The sequence below is a fragment of the Pedobacter sp. N23S346 genome (assembly GCF_048515415.1).
Classification (GTDB): Bacteria; Bacteroidota; Bacteroidia; order Sphingobacteriales; family Sphingobacteriaceae; genus Pedobacter.
On the sequence record NZ_JBLYEE010000010.1, the window covers coordinates 164,442 to 182,652 of the forward strand.

At 36.9% G+C, this 18,211-nt stretch carries 18 protein-coding genes; 6 read left to right on the forward strand and 12 right to left on the reverse strand.

Going from position 1 to position 18,211, the window contains the following annotated elements:
- Positions 1-176 precede the first annotated feature (176 nt).
- From ACN1CD_RS17565 to ACN1CD_RS17590, 6 genes are all read left to right on the forward strand, one after another.
- On the forward strand, positions 177-1,568 hold the full coding sequence (locus ACN1CD_RS17565) for a TolC family protein (RefSeq protein ID WP_419131701.1): 1,392 nt from the start codon (positions 177-179) through the stop codon (positions 1,566-1,568).
- Between the two features lie 11 nt (positions 1,569-1,579).
- Complete coding sequence (locus ACN1CD_RS17570; protein WP_419131702.1) at positions 1,580-4,864, forward strand: efflux RND transporter permease subunit; 3,285 nt, start codon at positions 1,580-1,582, stop codon at positions 4,862-4,864.
- 12 nt (positions 4,865-4,876) lie between these two features.
- Complete coding sequence (locus ACN1CD_RS17575; RefSeq protein WP_419131703.1) at positions 4,877-5,968, forward strand: efflux RND transporter periplasmic adaptor subunit; 1,092 nt, start codon at positions 4,877-4,879, stop codon at positions 5,966-5,968.
- Positions 5,969-5,992: 24 nt separating this feature from the next.
- Entirely contained in the window at positions 5,993-6,934 is a 942-nt protein-coding gene (locus ACN1CD_RS17580; RefSeq protein ID WP_419131704.1) for a helix-turn-helix domain-containing protein, read from the forward strand.
- Positions 6,935-7,015: 81 nt separating this feature from the next.
- Positions 7,016-8,023 (forward strand): phosphotransferase enzyme family protein, encoded by a 1,008-nt coding sequence (locus ACN1CD_RS17585; protein ID WP_419131705.1) that lies wholly within the window; start codon positions 7,016-7,018, stop codon positions 8,021-8,023.
- A gap of 62 nt (positions 8,024-8,085) precedes the next feature.
- Positions 8,086-8,949, forward strand: a complete 864-nt coding sequence (locus tag ACN1CD_RS17590) for a dienelactone hydrolase family protein (protein WP_419131706.1) — start codon at positions 8,086-8,088, stop codon at positions 8,947-8,949.
- Positions 8,950-9,098: 149 nt separating this feature from the next.
- On the opposite strand, the gene ACN1CD_RS17595 is transcribed toward ACN1CD_RS17590, so the two are convergent.
- From ACN1CD_RS17595 to ACN1CD_RS17650, 12 genes are all read right to left on the reverse strand, one after another.
- On the reverse strand, positions 9,099-10,061 hold the full coding sequence (locus ACN1CD_RS17595) for a hypothetical protein (RefSeq protein WP_419131707.1): 963 nt from the start codon (positions 10,059-10,061) through the stop codon (positions 9,099-9,101).
- A gap of 8 nt (positions 10,062-10,069) precedes the next feature.
- Positions 10,070-11,167, reverse strand: coding sequence for a toxic anion resistance protein (locus ACN1CD_RS17600; RefSeq protein ID WP_419131708.1), 1,098 nt, complete (start codon positions 11,165-11,167; stop codon positions 10,070-10,072).
- Between the two features lie 24 nt (positions 11,168-11,191).
- Positions 11,192-11,806 (reverse strand): TerD family protein, encoded by a 615-nt coding sequence (locus tag ACN1CD_RS17605; protein ID WP_419131709.1) that lies wholly within the window; start codon positions 11,804-11,806, stop codon positions 11,192-11,194.
- A 4-nt stretch (positions 11,807-11,810) separates the two neighbouring features.
- On the reverse strand, positions 11,811-12,365 hold the full coding sequence (locus tag ACN1CD_RS17610; protein WP_419131710.1) for a TerD family protein: 555 nt from the start codon (positions 12,363-12,365) through the stop codon (positions 11,811-11,813).
- A 1-nt stretch (position 12,366) separates the two neighbouring features.
- Positions 12,367-13,203 (reverse strand): phosphoribosyltransferase family protein, encoded by an 837-nt coding sequence (locus ACN1CD_RS17615; RefSeq protein WP_419131711.1) that lies wholly within the window; start codon positions 13,201-13,203, stop codon positions 12,367-12,369.
- Entirely contained in the window at positions 13,200-13,898 is a 699-nt protein-coding gene (locus ACN1CD_RS17620; RefSeq protein WP_419131712.1) for an HAD family hydrolase, read from the reverse strand. Before ACN1CD_RS17620 ends, ACN1CD_RS17615 begins: the two co-directional genes overlap by 4 nt.
- 107 nt (positions 13,899-14,005) lie before the next feature.
- Complete coding sequence (locus ACN1CD_RS17625; protein ID WP_419131713.1) at positions 14,006-14,821, reverse strand: TerC family protein; 816 nt, start codon at positions 14,819-14,821, stop codon at positions 14,006-14,008.
- Positions 14,822-14,970: 149 nt separating this feature from the next.
- A complete protein-coding gene (locus ACN1CD_RS17630) occupies positions 14,971-15,990 on the reverse strand; it encodes a WD40/YVTN/BNR-like repeat-containing protein (RefSeq protein WP_419131714.1) in 1,020 nt (339 codons plus the stop codon).
- Between the two features lie 5 nt (positions 15,991-15,995).
- On the reverse strand, positions 15,996-16,427 hold the full coding sequence (locus tag ACN1CD_RS17635) for a DUF2147 domain-containing protein (RefSeq protein WP_419131715.1): 432 nt from the start codon (positions 16,425-16,427) through the stop codon (positions 15,996-15,998).
- A 92-nt stretch (positions 16,428-16,519) separates the two neighbouring features.
- The gene (locus tag ACN1CD_RS17640) at positions 16,520-16,900 is read right to left on the reverse strand and encodes a DoxX family membrane protein (protein ID WP_419131716.1); all 381 of its coding nucleotides are present in this window, start codon (positions 16,898-16,900) and stop codon (positions 16,520-16,522) included.
- Positions 16,901-16,942: 42 nt separating this feature from the next.
- On the reverse strand, positions 16,943-17,329 hold the full coding sequence (locus ACN1CD_RS17645) for a DUF1801 domain-containing protein (protein WP_419131717.1): 387 nt from the start codon (positions 17,327-17,329) through the stop codon (positions 16,943-16,945).
- A gap of 558 nt (positions 17,330-17,887) precedes the next feature.
- The gene (locus ACN1CD_RS17650) at positions 17,888-18,100 is read right to left on the reverse strand and encodes a hypothetical protein (RefSeq protein ID WP_419131718.1); all 213 of its coding nucleotides are present in this window, start codon (positions 18,098-18,100) and stop codon (positions 17,888-17,890) included.
- Positions 18,101-18,211 lie beyond the last annotated feature (111 nt).

An 18,211-nucleotide genomic window follows, 5' to 3' on the forward strand; every position in this document is an offset into this window, starting at 1 on the left:
TTGCTAATCGAACCATTTGCTTAGCCTTACGCCTTTGCTACAGGGCTTGCTTAATTTATTCCTGACATATTAAATCGTAACATTTTGATTATTATTTGATTCGCATAATTATTGATTTGAACTAAATAATTCGATATTGCATCCATAATTTACATTTGTGGTGTAAATTATACACCATGTTTCGTACATCTTTATCTTATTTCGCAGTTACTTCAATCATTTTATATTCTTTCCATTCAAATGCGCAAACACTTAGCTTAAAGGAGGCGGTAAAAACTGCTTTAAATAACTACGGTACAATTAAAGCAAAAGATAGTTATGCAAATGCATCAAAATCTTCTATACAACAAGCAAAAAGAGAATATCTTCCAAATTTTAGCTTAAGTGCCCAACAGGATTACGGAACGATTAATGGCCAAAATGGCCCCCAGTATGGATTTGGGGGCTTAGGAACAGCATCATCAGGCCCTGCTCTTGATCAACAAAACTGGAATGCTGCTTTTGGCGCACTATATTTAGCAAACGTTAATTGGGATTTTTTCACCTTTGGTAGAGTGAGAGAACGCATTAAAATTGCTGATGCAGCCTATCAAAGAGACAAAAATGATTTAGAGCAAGAAAAATTTCAACAAGAAATCCGGGTTTCAGCGGCTTATCTGAATTTGCTTGCTGCAAAGAGGTTAACCCGGTCTCAAAAAAACAACTTAGACAGAGCAATTATATTTCAGAATACAGCGATAATCAGAGCTAAAAATGGATTAATTGCCGGTGTAGATTCTTCATTTGCCAAAGCAGAGGTATCCAGTGCAAAAATATCTTTAACCAAAGCCAAAGATTTGGAACAGGAGCAAGCAAACAAACTTGGTATTTTAATGGGATTAAATGCTGTCTCCTATGATATTGATACTGCATCAATTACCCGTATTCCAACAAATTTGATCAGCGATACCACCATAAAGAACTCACATCCATTATTAAGATTTTACCAAAACCGGATAGATGTAAGCAATCAGCAAATAAATTATTTACGCAAATTATATTACCCAACCTTTTCTTTATTTGGTGTAATGCAAGGTCGTGGCTCTGGTTTTAGTCCTGGTTATTTGTTAGATCAAAATACTTATACTACAAGCTATCTCGACGGCATTAAACCTACAAGGGAAAACTATTTGATTGGAATAGGAATGACATGGAACTTAAGTTCTCTACTAAAAAACCACCCGCAAGTTCGTGCACAATCCTTTATCAGTCAGGGCCTAAAGGAAGAGTATCAAATGGCCGACCAGCAATTAAGGGCACAACTTTTATTAGCCGAGGCAAAACTAAAAAATGCCCTAGAAAATTACAGAGAAGCTCCTATACAGGTTAAGGCCGCATCTGATGCCTATTTGCAAAAAAGTACTTTGTATAAGAACGGGCTAACTACACTGGTTGATTTAACACAATCATTGTTCACCTTAAACAGAGCCGAAACCGATCGCGATATCGCTTACACCAATGTTTGGCAAGCTTTGCTATTAAAATCTGCAGCATTGGGCAATTACGACATCTTTATTAACGAATTTTAATCAATACATAAATGAATCTTATACGTTTTGCTTTACGTAAACCCATATCGATATTGGTTTTAGTTGCAGGCTTATTCTTTTTCGGAATCGGTGCGATCAATCAGATTAAAGTTGATATTCTGCCGCAGATGAATTTGCCGGTAATTTATATTGCCCATCCTTTTGGTGGTTACACACCCACTCAAATGGAATCTTATTTTGGCAAGCAATACATCAATGTTTTGCTATTTGCAAATGGCATAAAAAGTATTGAAACCAAAAATACCCAGGGTTTGATGCTGATGAAACTAACTTATTACGAAGGGACCAATATGGCTCAGGCCGCCTCCGAGTTAAGTGCATTATCCAATCGTGCGCAAGCTATCTTTCCACCTGGTTCTCAACCGCCATTCGTTATTCGTTTCGATGCTTCATCGCTTCCCGTTGGTCAACTGATCCTGAGTAGCCCCATTCGTTCCAACAACGAATTACAGGATTTAGCAAACACATACGTCCGTTCATCATTCTCTGCCATACCAGGGCTTTTATCTCCGGCACCATTTGGTGGTAGTCCTAGAACCATTGAAATCAATGTAGATCCTACCCTATTGCGTTCGCATAATTTAACAGTTGATCAGATTGTGGATGCCATCAGATTGAATAACCAGACTGCACCTTCAGGAAATGTTCGCATTGGTGATAAAAACTACATTACGCCAACCAATTATACCATCAAAAAATTAAAAGAGTTTGAAAATATCCCATTGTTTAAAGGAGGAGTTCAAAATCTTCAGCTTCGCGATGTGGCAACGGTAAAAGATGGTGCTGACTTAACTGCAGGTTATGCACTTATTAATGGAAAGCGATCGGTTTATTTAAGTATTGCAAAATCAGGCGATGCATCCACCTGGGACGTGGTTAAAAACTTAAAGAAGAATCTTCCAGCGATACAAAACACTTTACCCGAAGACGTAAAATTATCGTATGAATTTGATCAATCTGTTTACGTTATTAATGCGGTAAAAAGTTTAGTGAGTGAAGGGGCTATCGGCGCTATTTTAACAGGACTAATGGTTTTGCTTTTCCTTGGTGATAAAAGGGCCGCATTAATTGTAATCCTCACCATTCCCACTTCCATAATAGCTGGTGTTTTATTCCTCAAATTATTTGGGCAAACCATCAATATCATGTCTTTAAGTGGTTTGGCTTTGGCTATTGGTATTCTGGTCGATGAATCTACAGTAACTATAGAAAACATACACCAGCATTTCGACATGGGAAAACCAAAGGCATTGGCCATTTGGGATGCTTGTAAAGAAATTGCCTTTCCAAAATTGCTAATCTTACTGTGTATACTAGCCGTATTTGCACCAGCTTTTACCATGACTGGGATTCCAGGTGCATTGTTTTTACCACTTGCATTAGCCATTGGTTTTTCGATGGTGGTTTCATTCCTGCTATCACAAACTTTTGTGCCTATCATGGCAAATTGGCTGATGGTTGCTCACCCTAAAAAAGGAACAGCAAATCATCCGGGTATAACACAAGATGAGGCAGATTTTATAGCTACCGGAATCCCGATGGAAAGCGAGGGTGATACGTTAAATCAAAAGAAAATGCTGGTAGCGCGTGAAGATTTTAGCGGAGATGGAAAAATTGGATTCTTCGATAAATTCCGAAACCGTTTTATGCGCTTCCTGGATAGGATTTTTCCTCACCGAAAAATGGTAGTCATGATTTATCTCGTGGTAATTATCGGTTCTGCAGCATTACTTTTGATGAATATTGGTCGTGATGTGTTGCCAAAGATTAATTCCAGTCAGTTCCAATTAAGATTAAGAGCACCCGATGGAACCCGTTTGGAAAGGACGGAAGAAAAAGCGAATACCGTATTGGCTGAACTAAAAAAAATGGTTGGGGCAGAACATGTTTCCATCTCATCTGTATATGTTGGTCAGCACCCCGCCTTATTTTCTGTTAATCCTATATATTTATTCATGGCTGGCCCACATGAGGCTGTTTTTCAGGTAAGCTTAAAAGATTACGAGGTGGATATGGATGATTTCAAAGATCAGTTAAGGGCAATAATTAAAGAGAAATTACCTGATGTAAAACTTTCTTTTGAACCGATTGAACTCACAGATAAAGTATTAAGTCAGGGATCTCCAACTCCTGTTGAAGTTCGTATTGCAGGTAAAAACAAAAAACAGAATGAAATTTATGCAAACAAAATTCTGGCTGAATTAAAAGAAATCCCATACATGCGGGATGTACAACTGGCTCAACCCATTAATTATCCATCGCTAAATATCAACATTGATCGCACCAGAGCAGCACAAGTGGGTGTAGATATGGCTGATATCTCCAGATCATTAATTGCCTCTACCTCATCATCACGTTACACGGATAAAAACGTTTGGCTTGATGAAAAAGTAGGATTGCCATATAATGTACAAGTGCAGGTTCCGTTTAGCCAAATGAACAGTAAGGATGATATTGGTGAAATTCCGCTTTTGAAAAATACAGCGCGCCCGATATTGAGTGATGTGGCGACCATCACACCAGGCACTACTTATGGAGAAAACGATAATGTTGGTGCCATGCCTTTCTTATCGGTTACGGCCAACCTTTACCATACCGATTTGGGTACGGCCACAAAAGACGTAAATAAAGCAATTATTAATATTGGTGAATTACCTAGAGGCTTAAGCATTTCTGCTATTGGCTTAAGTAAGGTATTAACAGAAACATTAGATAGTTTACAATCGGGATTATTAGTTGCTATTTTAGTAATATTTTTAATGCTTGCGGCAAATTTCCAGTCGTTTAAAGTTCCTTTGGTTATTTTAGCAACCGTTCCCGCCGTAATTCTGGGGGCGTTGCTGCTCCTTACCCTCACCGGATCAACACTTAATTTGCAATCTTATATGGGGATTATTATGTCGGTTGGGGTATCAATTGCCAATGCAGTTTTACTGATTACCAATGCCGAGCATTTGCGCAAACATAATGGGAATGCCCTGGAATCGGCCAGAGAGGCCGCAGCATTACGATTACGCCCAATTATTATGACAAGTGTGGCCATGATTGCAGGAATGATGCCAATGGCCATTGGCCATGGTGAAGGTGGCGGACAAGTTTCGCCGCTTGGAAGAGCCGTTATTGGTGGATTATTGGCATCAACATTTGCTGTTTTAATTATTTTACCTCTGGTATTTGCTTGGGTCCAAGGCAAAGAAACTACAGATTCTATGTCATTAGATCCGGAAGATGAAGAAAGCGTTCACTACATTAAAGGTTTAGCAGAAAACGAATAAATTACGACAATCATGAATATGAAAATATTTTCTACATTTTTAGGATTAACCTTTATTACAGCTATTTATGGCTGTGGAAATTCAGAAATTAAGGCCGAAAAGAAGAAAGAAAAGGAATTAACCATTGCAACTTTCAAATTAAAAAAGGACAGGCTATCTACTAAATTAAATTTACCCGGAGAGTTAATTGCTTTGCAACAGGTTGATCTCTATGCAAAAGTGAGCAGCTTTGTTAAATCGCTAAAGGTTGATATTGGATCGGAAGTGAGCAAAGGCCAATTACTAATGACTTTAGAAGCGCCTGAAATGACCTCTCAACTGGCTGCAACGCAATCGAGAATTAAGGCACAGGAGGCCATCTATACGGCCAGCAAGGCAAACTATAATCGTTTGTACGAAACCAGTAAAACACCCGGCACCATTTCAACAAATGATTTGGACCAGGCTTTAGCCAGAAAAAATGTTGATTTGGCACAATTGGAAGCAGCTAAAGCGGCATACAGAGAAGTGGGTTCGATACAAGGTTACTTAACCATCAGCGCACCATTTAGTGGAATTATTTCGGCAAGAAATGTAAACCTTGGTGCATATGTTGGCCCATCAGGTAAAGGATCTGATCTACCCTTATTTACCCTTCAGGATCAGAAAAACCTGAGGCTAGCCGTTTCCATACCAGAAGTTTACACAGGTTATTTAAAAGCTGGGGATGTAGTAAGCTTTACTGTTAAATCATTACCCAACCAAACTTTTACCGCAAAGGTAAAACGCCTTTCTGGTACATTGGATTTACGTCTGAGATCTGAACGCATTGAAATGGATGTTCCAAATGCCAATAAAACATTATTACCTGGGATGGTTGCAGAAGTGAACATTCCCTTACCTGCCAGTGCAAGTACCTTTGTAGTGGCAAAAAAAGCATTACTTGATACCAGTGAAGGCTTATTTGTACTCAAGGCCGTCAATGGAAAAGCAGTTAAAGTTGCAGTTAAAAAAGGCAGGGAAACAGATGATCAGGTAGAGTTATTTGGTAATCTGACCGAAGGTGACAACTTAATTGCAGAACCAACTGAAGAAATGCATGAAGGAATGCCGATTAAATCTTAAATTTGATTTTATAATTGCTTTAATATGCTGGCTAGAAATCAGGAAATTAATATCATAACTAAAAAGGAAACCCTGGAGGATTTTTATAATAAACTAAAAATCACTCGTCCTGAAATCCCTACCCCTAGTCTTAGAATGATTGATGACATTAGCCATTTCAATGTTTTCAATCGTGCTGTGGCTTGTTCAAATATGCCGTCGGCATTTAGCAGACGAGATTACTATAAAATATCACTGATCATTGGCAATGGTATTTTGCATTATCCTGATGCAGAAATAGAGATAAAGGGAAGGGCATTATTATTTACCAACCCTAATATCCCATATGCTTGGGAAAGCACTTCACCAAAACCTGCCGGGTATTTTTGCTTATTTACCGAAAATTTTATTCGTAACAGAAATGAAAGCCTGAGCGATTCTTTAATATGGAGAATAAATGATAGCCCTGTTATTCATATTGATGAAGAACAAGAAAAAGCACTGGTTGATATTTTTTCTAATATGATGAAAGAAATGGATGGTGATTATGTACACAAATACGATCTTTTACGCAATTACGTACAATTGGTTGTTCACCAGGCATTAAAAGTCAAGCCTCAAGGCAGTATTTTTAAGCAGAATAATGCATCCGTTAGGTTAACCTCTTTATTTATTGAATTACTCGAAAGGCAATTTCCAATTGGTTCTACAGAACATGTACTGGAATTAAAAACAGCTCATGATTTCGCTCTCCGATTATCTGTTCATGTCAATCATCTTAATCATGCAGTTAAAGAAATTACAGGTAAAACCACCTCAGAGCATATTGCCAAAAGAGTTACTACTGAAGCAATTGCACTTTTAAAACACACAGAATGGAATATTTCTGAAATTGCCTATTGCCTTGGTTTTGAATATCCTGCAAATTTCAATATCTTCTTTAAACGTCAAGTACAGTGTACACCCAAGGCTTTTAGGGTTAGTTAATTTTCATTGAAGCTGCATGGCGTCCGCCGTTTATGAGTATTGCACTAAAACCTTAACTTTATAGCAAACTTTCCGGACGCTATGCCTCATCATTTTTTTCCTGCACAATATTCTACCCTTTCGTCGGCTGCATTGCAAACCCATCTTATCGAAAGCTACCAGTTAGCGACCGATACCACCTGCCGGCTACTGATCAGAAATGTAAGTGATACTTATCTTTTAGAAAACAGTAAAAATAAATATATCTTCAAAATCTATCGCAATGCGCACCGAAAGCTGGAAGAAATCAAGGCTGAAGTAGCATTATTGAATGCCCTCAAGGCAGAGGGCCATTCGGTTTCCTTTCCGATAAGCGATCAGCATCACAAACAAGTCCAGCAATTTAAAGCAGCAGAGGGTTTAAGGAACGGTGTATTATTTAGCTTTGCAGAAGGAAAAGTAATACACGATCTGGATCAAAATCATCTTGATACTTTAGGCAAATCCATAGCGAGAATCCATCAAACTACTGCTACAATCAAGTTAGCGGATCCAAGGCCATCATTTAACTTTCAAACCACTTTACTGGAACCTATTGCAACACTGGAACCTCATCTCAAAGATATGCCCGAAGAGTTAGATTACCTTAAAGAAATCTCCAACCGGGTGATTAAAAAAATTGAGTCTTTCGATACAAACTCATTTTCAACCGGTTATTGCCATTATGATTTGTTTCCAAAAAACTTTCACTTTGACGAGGCCGGAGACATCACTTTCTTTGATTTCGACTTTGCAGGTTATGGTTATCTGATCAACGATTTGATGTCGTTTTTGAATCATTACTTTTTCCATCAGCTAAATAACGTCATTACCAAAGAGCAGGCAGCAGCCGACTTTAATGCGTTTTTAAAGGCCTACCAACAAGTTAGAAAACTCACTGCAGATGAAATTGAAGCCATCCCCTATCTCGGCATCTGCTTCCATATCTTTTTCCTTAAGTTTTTCTATGATAATTTTGATGACTTTTCAAATCCCTTTCTAACGCCTAAATTTACCAGGCACCGAATCGATTTAATTCGCAAATGGGAAACCATGTATTGTAACTTTTAGGTAACGCAAAGAAAAATCCCTGTAGCATGTTTATCTTGTATTAACCCTAAAAAATAAGTCAGATGAATCAGAAAATAATTACCCTTTACGATGAATACACCCACAGTCAGCTGAACAGGAAAGATTTCATGAAGAAACTGGCTTTGCTGGCTGGTGGCACCGCTATGGCCATGACTATTTTACCTTTACTGGAGAATAACTATGCGGCAGCGGCACCCTTTTTCAGTGAGGAGATTTTGGTAGAAAATATTACTTATGCCAGAGTTGAAGGAAACATGAATGCTGTTTTGGCGAAACCGAAAACAGATAAAAAATTAGGTTGTGTATTGGTTATTCACGAGAACAGAGGCTTAAATCCACACATTATAGAGGTAACGAAAAGGGTTGCAGCCGAGGGCTTTATTGCCTTAGGTGTAGATGCACTTTCGCCTTTAGGTGGCACACCAACTGACGAAGATAAAGGGCGTGAGCTGATTGGTAAACTAGATCCTGAAAAGAATTTGCAAAATTATTTAAAAGGGCTTGAATATCTTCGCAATAGAAAAGATGCCAATGGCAAAGTGGCTTGCATGGGTTTCTGCTGGGGCGGCGGAATGGCAAACAAACTCGCTGTTCATGATCCGAAGTTACAAGCAGCCGTAGCGTATTACGGGGCGCAGGCAAATGTTGCAGATGTATCCAAAATCAAAGCGAGTTTAATGTTACATTATGGTGGACTCGATGAACGCATCAATGCGGGCATACCCGCTTATGAAAAAGCCTTGAATGAAAACAATAAGGATTATAAAATTTATATTTATGATGGCGTAAATCATGCTTTCAACAATAATACTTCACCAACCCGGTATAACGAAGCGGCAGCTAAACTGGCCTGGGGCCGAACAATGGAATTATTTAAACAGAAGTTGGCCATATTAACGAGATGATAACCCGCTCGTCATTCTGACCTATAGCGCAGCGGAAAGCTACGCAGTAAATTTAGTTCAGCACCTTTCTGCAAAAGATCCTGAATCAAGTTCAGGAGGACGATTCTTTGAGTGGAATTGTCTTTACAAGGAGGGATAAAAACACCAACCTAAAACAAATCCGTTTTTAACATGGCCTTCAATATATTCGATTGCACATCGAAATTATTAAGGTGATTTAAGAAGTTAATGTCTGAAATTTTGATGTAGCTATCTTCCAGCAGGGCAACAATCTCTGCCGGAATGGCTACTTTCAGCATTGCAGCATTGCTTTTTAGCCTGTCATTTTTATATTCCATTTCCTGCACAATCCTTTCCTTTTCTGATAAGTTATTTTCTTTTTCTATTCCATTCAAGATGGATAAATCACAGAATAAAAATAAATTTCTACTTGGAAAAAATAGGAAATGTTTGTCGATATCCAGGAACTGATACACTTCGATCACCAGTTCGCCAGCCTTCAATCCAAATGCAAACTGCGTGCGAAAATCATATTTGCACAGCAACCCCATCAATTTTCTTTCTATAATCGCATTGATGTTGGAGTAGACTTGTTTAGCACTAAAATCAATTAAAGTAGATAGTTGTTTGGTATTGAGGTCGAAATAGAAATCGTTGGCGTATCTGGAACTGAAAACGTTGATGTTTTTGGAGAAGGGAAAGTCAGTACTGAGATCAGATAAAACGGCAAATAACCTTCTTAAAGACTGATTGATTTTTAAAGATTGCTTTTGCTTATCCAGACTGAATTGCTGTTGATTAACCACTGAACCAGAAATTTTAGTAATTAATTCGTCGTTCAAGTCAATCTCGTCATAGATTAGGCTGACGTTTTTTTCGTTGCTTTTTTTAATTTTCCGCAGCAGCGCAATTACACTTTCGGTAAACTGAACGTGGAAAAGATCAAGTTTATCTATCTCCAGTTCTTCGTTATTGGCAAATAATTGATGAATAACCTGGCTTCTTAAAAATATTTTATAGATTACCTCATCATCAAAAAACACCGAAAGCAACTGTAAACGGTTGATTTCGGTGCTCGATTTTTTTAAAATATTTAAACGGTAATCATCCATGTTTTAATTTAACTCACCCGGGTTACGTTCTTTTTCAGCTCTGCTTCTAAAGTTTTTAACTCCCCATCCAGCACTCTTCTGCTCTGTGCACCAGCCTCATGAATTTGTTTTACCTCATTCAGCGTCGCAATTAACGAAGAAGTAGTCATTTTCAGGGTTTCCAAAGATACCACAGTTTTTTCATTCTCTCTGGCTACATCGATACTGTTTTGTTTCAGCATCTCTGCATTTTTTTGTAGAATGGTATTGGTGGTATCAGAAACTTTCTTCTGCATTTCTACATTGGCTTTTTGCCTTTGTAGCGCCACGGCGAGGGTTAACTGGTTTTTCCAAACCGGAATAGTAGTAGAAACAATAGACTGTGCTTTTTCTGCAATGGAAGTATTGTTGTTCTGCACCACACGAATCTGCGCCAGCGATTGCAGCATGATAAACCGTACAATTTTCATGTCGGCCAACCTTTTATCTAAACGATTGGTGAAATCTCTTAAATCAGCAATTTCATAATCCTGATAATCAGCAGGTCTGCCTTCCATTTCGGCTAGCTTTATATTCAGCTCATTGTATTTCAGCTGGCCTGCAATAATCAGCTCTTCCATTTGATGGATATAACCCACATTACTGTCGAACATGGTTTGAAGTGAACTGTTATCCTTAATGGAATTTAAACGACCAGCTTTGATTTTGTTAGTGATTTTATCAATGTTATTCACCACCACATCATACTTCTGGAAAAGCTTTTTCACGTCCACAACCAGCGATTTCAAAAAAGGAATTTTCGAAATAAAACTCTTGAAACCACTTTGCTCCAGTTCAGAAATGTCTATATAATTCAGTTCCGATAGTAATTCGTTAATTAAGCCCCCAACGTCGCCACTGTTATAGGTTCTTACAGATGATAAAAAATCATTACTGTATTTCTCCATAGAGTTTTGTGCATCGCTTCCATAATTTAAAATAGAATTGACATCAGATGGCTCCAGCGACTTACCGAGTTCGGCATATTTTTCACTTTCTTGTGGTGTGATCTTATCAAGGCTTACATTGCCGTCTTTATCCAGTTTTACTGGTGTTAAATCCTGAGTAATGTTAGGGTTGGTTTCCATAGTTTTATATTTGTTAAGCCAGGCTTATAAATAATTTTGAGTAACCGTTTTCACTGTATCTTCCAGTTTTTTGTCTTTTGTAGGCTCACCAATGGCATTAAATTTCCATTCACCGTTTTTCTTATAAAAAACGCCCATTACCATTGATACGTGACCAGCAAAGTTTGAACCGTTGGCTATGTCATATTTAGCAAAAACCTCCGTTACCTGTTTGGTTGTACCTTCATAGATGCGAATAGAAGCGAAAGGAATGGTTCCAAAATCATGCCCTCTAAAGCTGTTTAAAACAAATGCTACATACGCAACATTTACATCCAGTTTAGAAAAATCAAGCGTTATAATTTCATTATCCAAACCATCATCGCCACCCATATCGCCCGTCAAATCGTCGCCACTATGCTTTACAGATTCGTTTTTAGATTTTAGATTCCCGAAGTAAACCACCTCTAAAAGTTGCTTGTTCTCATTGTATAAGACGCAACTGGCATCTAAATCTACCGCTTCTTTTGATGATCCGAAACCAAATAATCCTTTTTTCTCTATTGCGCCCCAGTTAATACCTACACAAACATTTTGTAGTTTACTCCCGTTGCTTTTTTCAAGGCTAATACGTTGTCCTTTTTGAAGATTGATTGCCATAATGTTATTGATATTTATTTAAATAATCTTGTAAACCACCCTTCATCCCCATTCCAACAGCTTCAAATTTCCATTTGCCTTCACGTTTGTAGATTCTTCCGAATTCTACAGCAGTTTCGATAGAAAAATCTTCTTCCAACTCATATTTTAAAATTACTTCATTGGTAACGGCATCAAAAATACGTACAAACGAGTTTCTCACCTGACCGAAGTTTTGTCTTCTGTTTTCAGCATCATGAATGGTCACCACTATACAGATTTCGCTTACTTTCGGATCTGCTTTGGTTAAATCAACTTTAATTTGCTCATCATCACCGTCACCATCGCCTGTTAAATTATCGCCTGTGTGTTCAACACTGCCATCAGGAGAAATTAAATTATTGTAGAAAACAAAATTCTCATCAGAGACTAATTTTTTCTGGTCATTTAAAATAAAAATTGAAGCATCTAAATCAAAGGCAGAGCCTGTTGACGAATTGTTGGTATCCCAACCTAAACCTATTGTAAATTTCGGTGCATCGATATTTTCTCTTTGCCCCTTTTGCAAGTTTATAGCCATATTATATTAATTTATAAGTATTGTCTTTTATGTAACTTTTAATGAGTTGTAAATTATCGGCATAAGCATCCATTAAATGGTAACTGTTGCCTAAAGCTAAATCGTAAAGCTGATGAATAAAATCATGATCCCTTCTTTCTAAAAAGATAGAAAAACTGCTGGGTGCTGTGTTTAAAATGTATTTAACAATCCTGGTATTGAAAGAAAAATACCCGTTATTAATGATTGTCTCCAAATCAAAGATGGACTTAACCTGATGGTAATTTAGAAAATTCTCCACATTTGGATGAATGTCTTTATTCACCAGTTCAGCAAAATAAAGCATGTGCATCTCATTTCTTAAACCATATTCTTTGGCCATTTTTAAAATCATCCGTTCGTGGCTGCCAGTAATTTTAATATCATCTAAAAACAAGAGCGTTTTTCCTTCTAAAAAATCCTTATCGATGTGAAAAGAATCATTACCAATTAAATTCATTCGCTCTTCTGCACTCAATTCTCCATAATCTTCTTTATAAGTTATGGTACGGTGAACTTTAGATTCCTGAACGGTAAGACCTCCATTTTCGACCAACCAACGGTTTAATTGCGAAACGAAATAGTTTTTCATGGCAAATGTTGCCGTTGGAATAAAACTATAGGGACTGGAGATCACCACTATCTGATCAGCAATTCGGTTATCTGCCAAATAATATTTGATAAAACCATCGGCCAGGTCTTTACCGAAAGAACGGGCAACTAAGTCATCACCAAATTTAAAACGACTATAATCATTAGGATCAAAGCCAAAATTGGCGGTGTTATCAATTTTATGAAGTGAATAAGTATATGGAATCATGAGAGTAGATTGGAGATAGATAAGTTATTGGAGTGGATCAGCATACTGTTAATGCCCATCATTTGCGCGCCGCGGATGTCTGCCAAAGGATTGTCGCCCACATGAATAATTTCCTGTAATGCCAGATCCTGGTGTTTTTCACGGTCAATACCATCAATCATTAGCTGAAAGAAACCTGCATTGGGTTTAGACATTCTCACTTCATCAGAGTACAACTGAAAATCGATAAAGGTATCAATCCCAAGGTGATTAATCACTTTACGAAGCGTTTTGCCTTTGATAAAACCAGTATTACTTAAAATATTAGTTGTGGATAGACCTGAACGTTTTATCTCGGACAGCACATTTAAACAGTTTTCGCAATAAATTAAAGGCATGTGATTAAGCAACAAAACCTCCATTTTCTGATATAAATCTTCGAGATCGAGATCGCCAAAGTTGAAATCATAATCATTGATAATGCTGATGACCATCAGGTACATTTCATCTGCATCAACATTTTTGCCGGTTTTTTCATTAATGGCATTAACCATTAAATCTACCTGCCTAAAAATGACACCCACTTCATCAATACTTTTATTTTTTGAATTCAGGTTTTGATGAAAATAATGCGTTCGCTCTATTTTAAAAGCTGGGTTCGACTTAATTAATGTTAACCAAAGATCAAAAGAATAATGTTTGTAAAAGCCATTCACGATATGTTTTCCTTTAACTACAATTTTTAAATCTTAATATTACACATTTAACGTAGCTTTAAGAATTATTGTATGTAAGATTTTTATAGACAACTAAACGATACTGGTTAAGATTTATCCAAAACTTCATCCGCCTTATCCACCACCTCAAGTTCTGCAGTGGTCTTCTTTGGAAAATTAAACAATAACGATGTTAACACTGGTAAAATAAAAATGGCCACAGTAAATATAGAGACAAACAAATCTGTTTTTTCACTTTCAATGGCATGAGAAATTGGCGACTCTGGATTGAAGTGTGTAAAAAGTGATGAAGTTAATTTAATCCCTAAAACCCCGATTACAATAAATGCAACAGTTTCCAGGAAGGTAAATTTCTCCATTAATTTAACAAAAGCCTGTGCTACAAAACGCATGGCCAGTATTCCCACGAAAACACCAATGTAAATCAGATATATATTATCAGTAAAAGCCACAGCTGCAAATACGTTATCGATGGAAAAAGCAAGATCCATTACCTCTACCAAAGCAACAGTAGCCCAGAATGTACCGATCAAACCAACTGTAGATTTATAAATCCAGCTTTTGCTTTTATCAACTTCTTCGTCTTCTTCATTCTTTTTCACATTTTTCTTCCAGAAATAATCGAAAGCAAGGTAAATCAGATAAAGGCCACCAAGTGGTTTAAGCCACCAGATTTTAACCAGCCATGCCGCCAGGAATAAACAAATTCCACGAAAAACATAAGCACCGATAATCCCGTATTTTAGTGCTTTATCTCTCTGATCTTTAGGCAAATCCATTACCATGGTAGCCAAAACGGCCGCATTATCCACAGAAAGCAGACTTTCGATTACGATTAAGTTTAAAATAATTAGTAGAGAAGCTTGAATATCATCACCTAAAACAGTGTGCAAAAAATCCATAGAACGTTAGTATATAATTAAGTATTTAGTTTAAACAAAGAAAACAAAATATTCTGGTTTGTATTAATTAAACAGCATATTTTATGAAATCAATTTTAATGAAGATTAGATGTAGCTTGCAGAGAACTGTTACGTTTTTAAATAAATATTTATTTATTGATCACCAGCTCAAAAACATTTCCATTTCCCCCGGCCAGGATAATTCTGTTTCCTTTTGAGCCTTTTTGCACTGCATTAAAACTCCGATCATCGAGATGTTTCCAATTTCTTCCACCATCTGTCGAAACATCGGTTCCTGAAGTACCTGTGGCAATAACCATATTTTTATTTAGGTAAGCTACACCCGATCGAAAACCCGCAACAGGGGTAACAGGCTTAGTCCAGGTTTTTCCGCCATCGCTGGTGAGCAAAACATTATTATCATTGGCTTTATCTTTCACATAATTCCCACCAACCACAACGCCATTTTTGGCATCATAAAAATCGATTGAGAAAGGGCCAGTAGTGCTTTCCCCTTGCCAAATCGGGCATTTAAAAACGCTCCAGTTTTCTCCGTAATCGGAAGAATAATAAATATTTGATGTAGTTCCTCCACTGGAAATCCAAACTTTCCCACCCGGCGAAGTTTTAATGGTTGTTCCACTGGCAGCAAAACCGGCCTCTCCTTCAGCTAGGGTTTGCTTGAGATTTGAAGATATATTTTGCCAGGTATTACCAGCATCTGTAGTTTTTAACAATTGCATTTTACCCTGAATGGGATCCCCAAAAATTATCGCTCTGTTTTGATCCCAAAAACCCAATCCATCTAAAAAGATAGCAGAATCTATATTTTTATAATGCTCGGTCCAGGTAGTGCCACCATCAATAGTTTTAAGCACATAGGCTGGTGATCCTGCATTAACAATTATAGCTTTTTGCTGATCAAATGCTTCTATATCCCTGAAATCTAGCTGCTCATAGCCTTTTGGTTTCATCCATTGCCAGGTTAAACCACCATCGAGGGTTTTCCCTACTGATCCATTGCTTCCACTCGCCCAAATGACCTGATCAGAAACAACGCTTAAACCTCTTAAGCTAGTTTTGGTATTTTCATTTAATGGCTTCAGATTAAATGACTGCGCTGTACAAAAAAAAGGTGCCATTAGCAGGCACCAGATTATTTTTTTCATTTTTTTTATTTAACTCGCTTAAATGTTTCCGATCTACCTAATAATGAGATCCCCACATAACCCCTCACATTTAATACATCATTACCTTTCATTGTCATGTTACAGCTATAGGTTTTTCCGCTTTTCGGATCATAGATTGTTCCGTCGGTCCATTTGCCATCCTCATAAACAAAGTCTTTTAGCAACTCTAAATTTAAAAGAGATCGTTTTTGTAAAGTGGTATTTGGATTTTTAATATCCAATTTCGGCTTCCCATTAATATTAGGTTCTTTTATCCAGGCTAATTTGCCGAAGTATTTATCACCTTTTTTATATATCTCAATCTGTCCTTCTCCTGACGGATTAAGCCATTTACCAACAATTGCATCTTTATTTTGAGCAAATACTGAAAACGACAGGGCTACCAATAGCAGCATTAATAATGGAAACTTTCTCATATTTTTATTTATAGTTAGTTTTTAAAGATAGTGAATTGGCCTTTTTATGCAAACTGAAAATAAAAAGAAAAAGTATTTGTTAATCCAAAATTTTACTTTGAAAGTATGGGCAGATATTTTTGGCGGTATGCAAAGAAAAGGAAAACATTAAAAATAAGCATTACCGCTACCATAGGCAGTTCTTTAGGCCCCAGAAAAGCATGGTAAAGAAAAATATTTAAGGTGATCGGGAAGATAAGCAATGCACCCAATGGCGCAGTTCGCCCGATTAGGAGCAGGATACCCGCAACCAGTTCTGTTCCCTTTATCAGCGGCATCAGGTAAACCGATGCCGTTATGCCGGTCATAAATGTGGTTTGATCGGCGGTCATGGCTGGCATTTCTGCCGGCATTATTTTAAAGAAAAACGGAATGGACGCAAAGAGGTACATCGCTCCCAGCAGTACCCGAATAATAATTGTAGCAATTTTCATAATGATGAGGTTAGTTATGATTTAATAATATTGTCATTTAAATTAAAGGCCTCTGCTTTTTTCGATCAGATCAACCCAGTTATTTACAAACTTTTCCAGCGCAGGTTTTTTCTTTTCAATATCTTCCAGATTGTAAAACCTGGCGGCTCTTCTATCCTTCCAGTTCCCTTGTAAAAGAGCTGGGTCTTCGATCATGTTGCCATCATAAAAAATAAATATGAGTTGAACATATTCTTTTGACCGAAGATGAAATGCAGCAAAATCCTGCTGATAATAAAAGCTAGGTACGTTCCACTTCATCTGCTCTGACAGCTTCCTACTGGCATTTAAAATAATTGACCTTAATTCTTCAATTTCACTTTTAAATGGATAATCGAGCTGACTTAAATATTCATCAACTTGTTCTTTACAGGATAATTGGTTCCTCATTGCCCATATTTAGTGCCTAAAAATTAAGCTGATTTATAAATATAAATGCCATCTAATATAAAGATAATTAAAGTTTCATACGTAATAAAAATGATGGAGATAAAACTGTAAACTACTAATTATCAGCGCTGAATGCGACAATAAATATAAGCATTGATAATTAGAAAAAGAAAAATGTTGGTTTGACATTTAATCAGGATGTTCGAATGAAAAAACGCTAGATAAAAATTAATTAAAATAGTTTTCCACAGTATTGAATTATTTCATTTTTTTTTATACGTTTAGTAAAATAATTCACAATAACTTAATGTTATAATAACCTAACCAAAACATTTATACTATGAGCACATTCCTATTGATCACAGCAGCATTCTACATTGGATCTTTCGCACTTATGTTGTATTGCTATTTCTCTGCTGAGCAGATTCCAAGCGATGATGAAAAATTCTAATCACCACTTTTAAGAACTTAAATTAGCGCTCTCAACAATCTTTTCTATTTACTACTCACTTTCAGGTAAAATATATTTGGTCAGTTTATTTCAACTGACATCCATTTTTATTTTTTTTCGATCCAGTTCAATAAATCTGCAGCTGATTCTGTATACCAAATAATTGCTGAAATAATCGAAAGCACCAGTAGGATCCATAAAATTGGCCAACCTTCAAACTTGCGTTTCGGAGAAGAACGATTAATTTCGTGAAGATGATTATGGTCTGATTCCATCCTATCGTCCATATGCTCTGGGTTCGGATTAGATACATTGCTCATAAATTGAAATTGGTTAGTAATACAAAACTAAGTTATAAACTGTATAATCAAAATAAATTGACAAAATAGTTTCGTTTTTTTTCGAATTGATCGATTTGCGGATAATTCGAA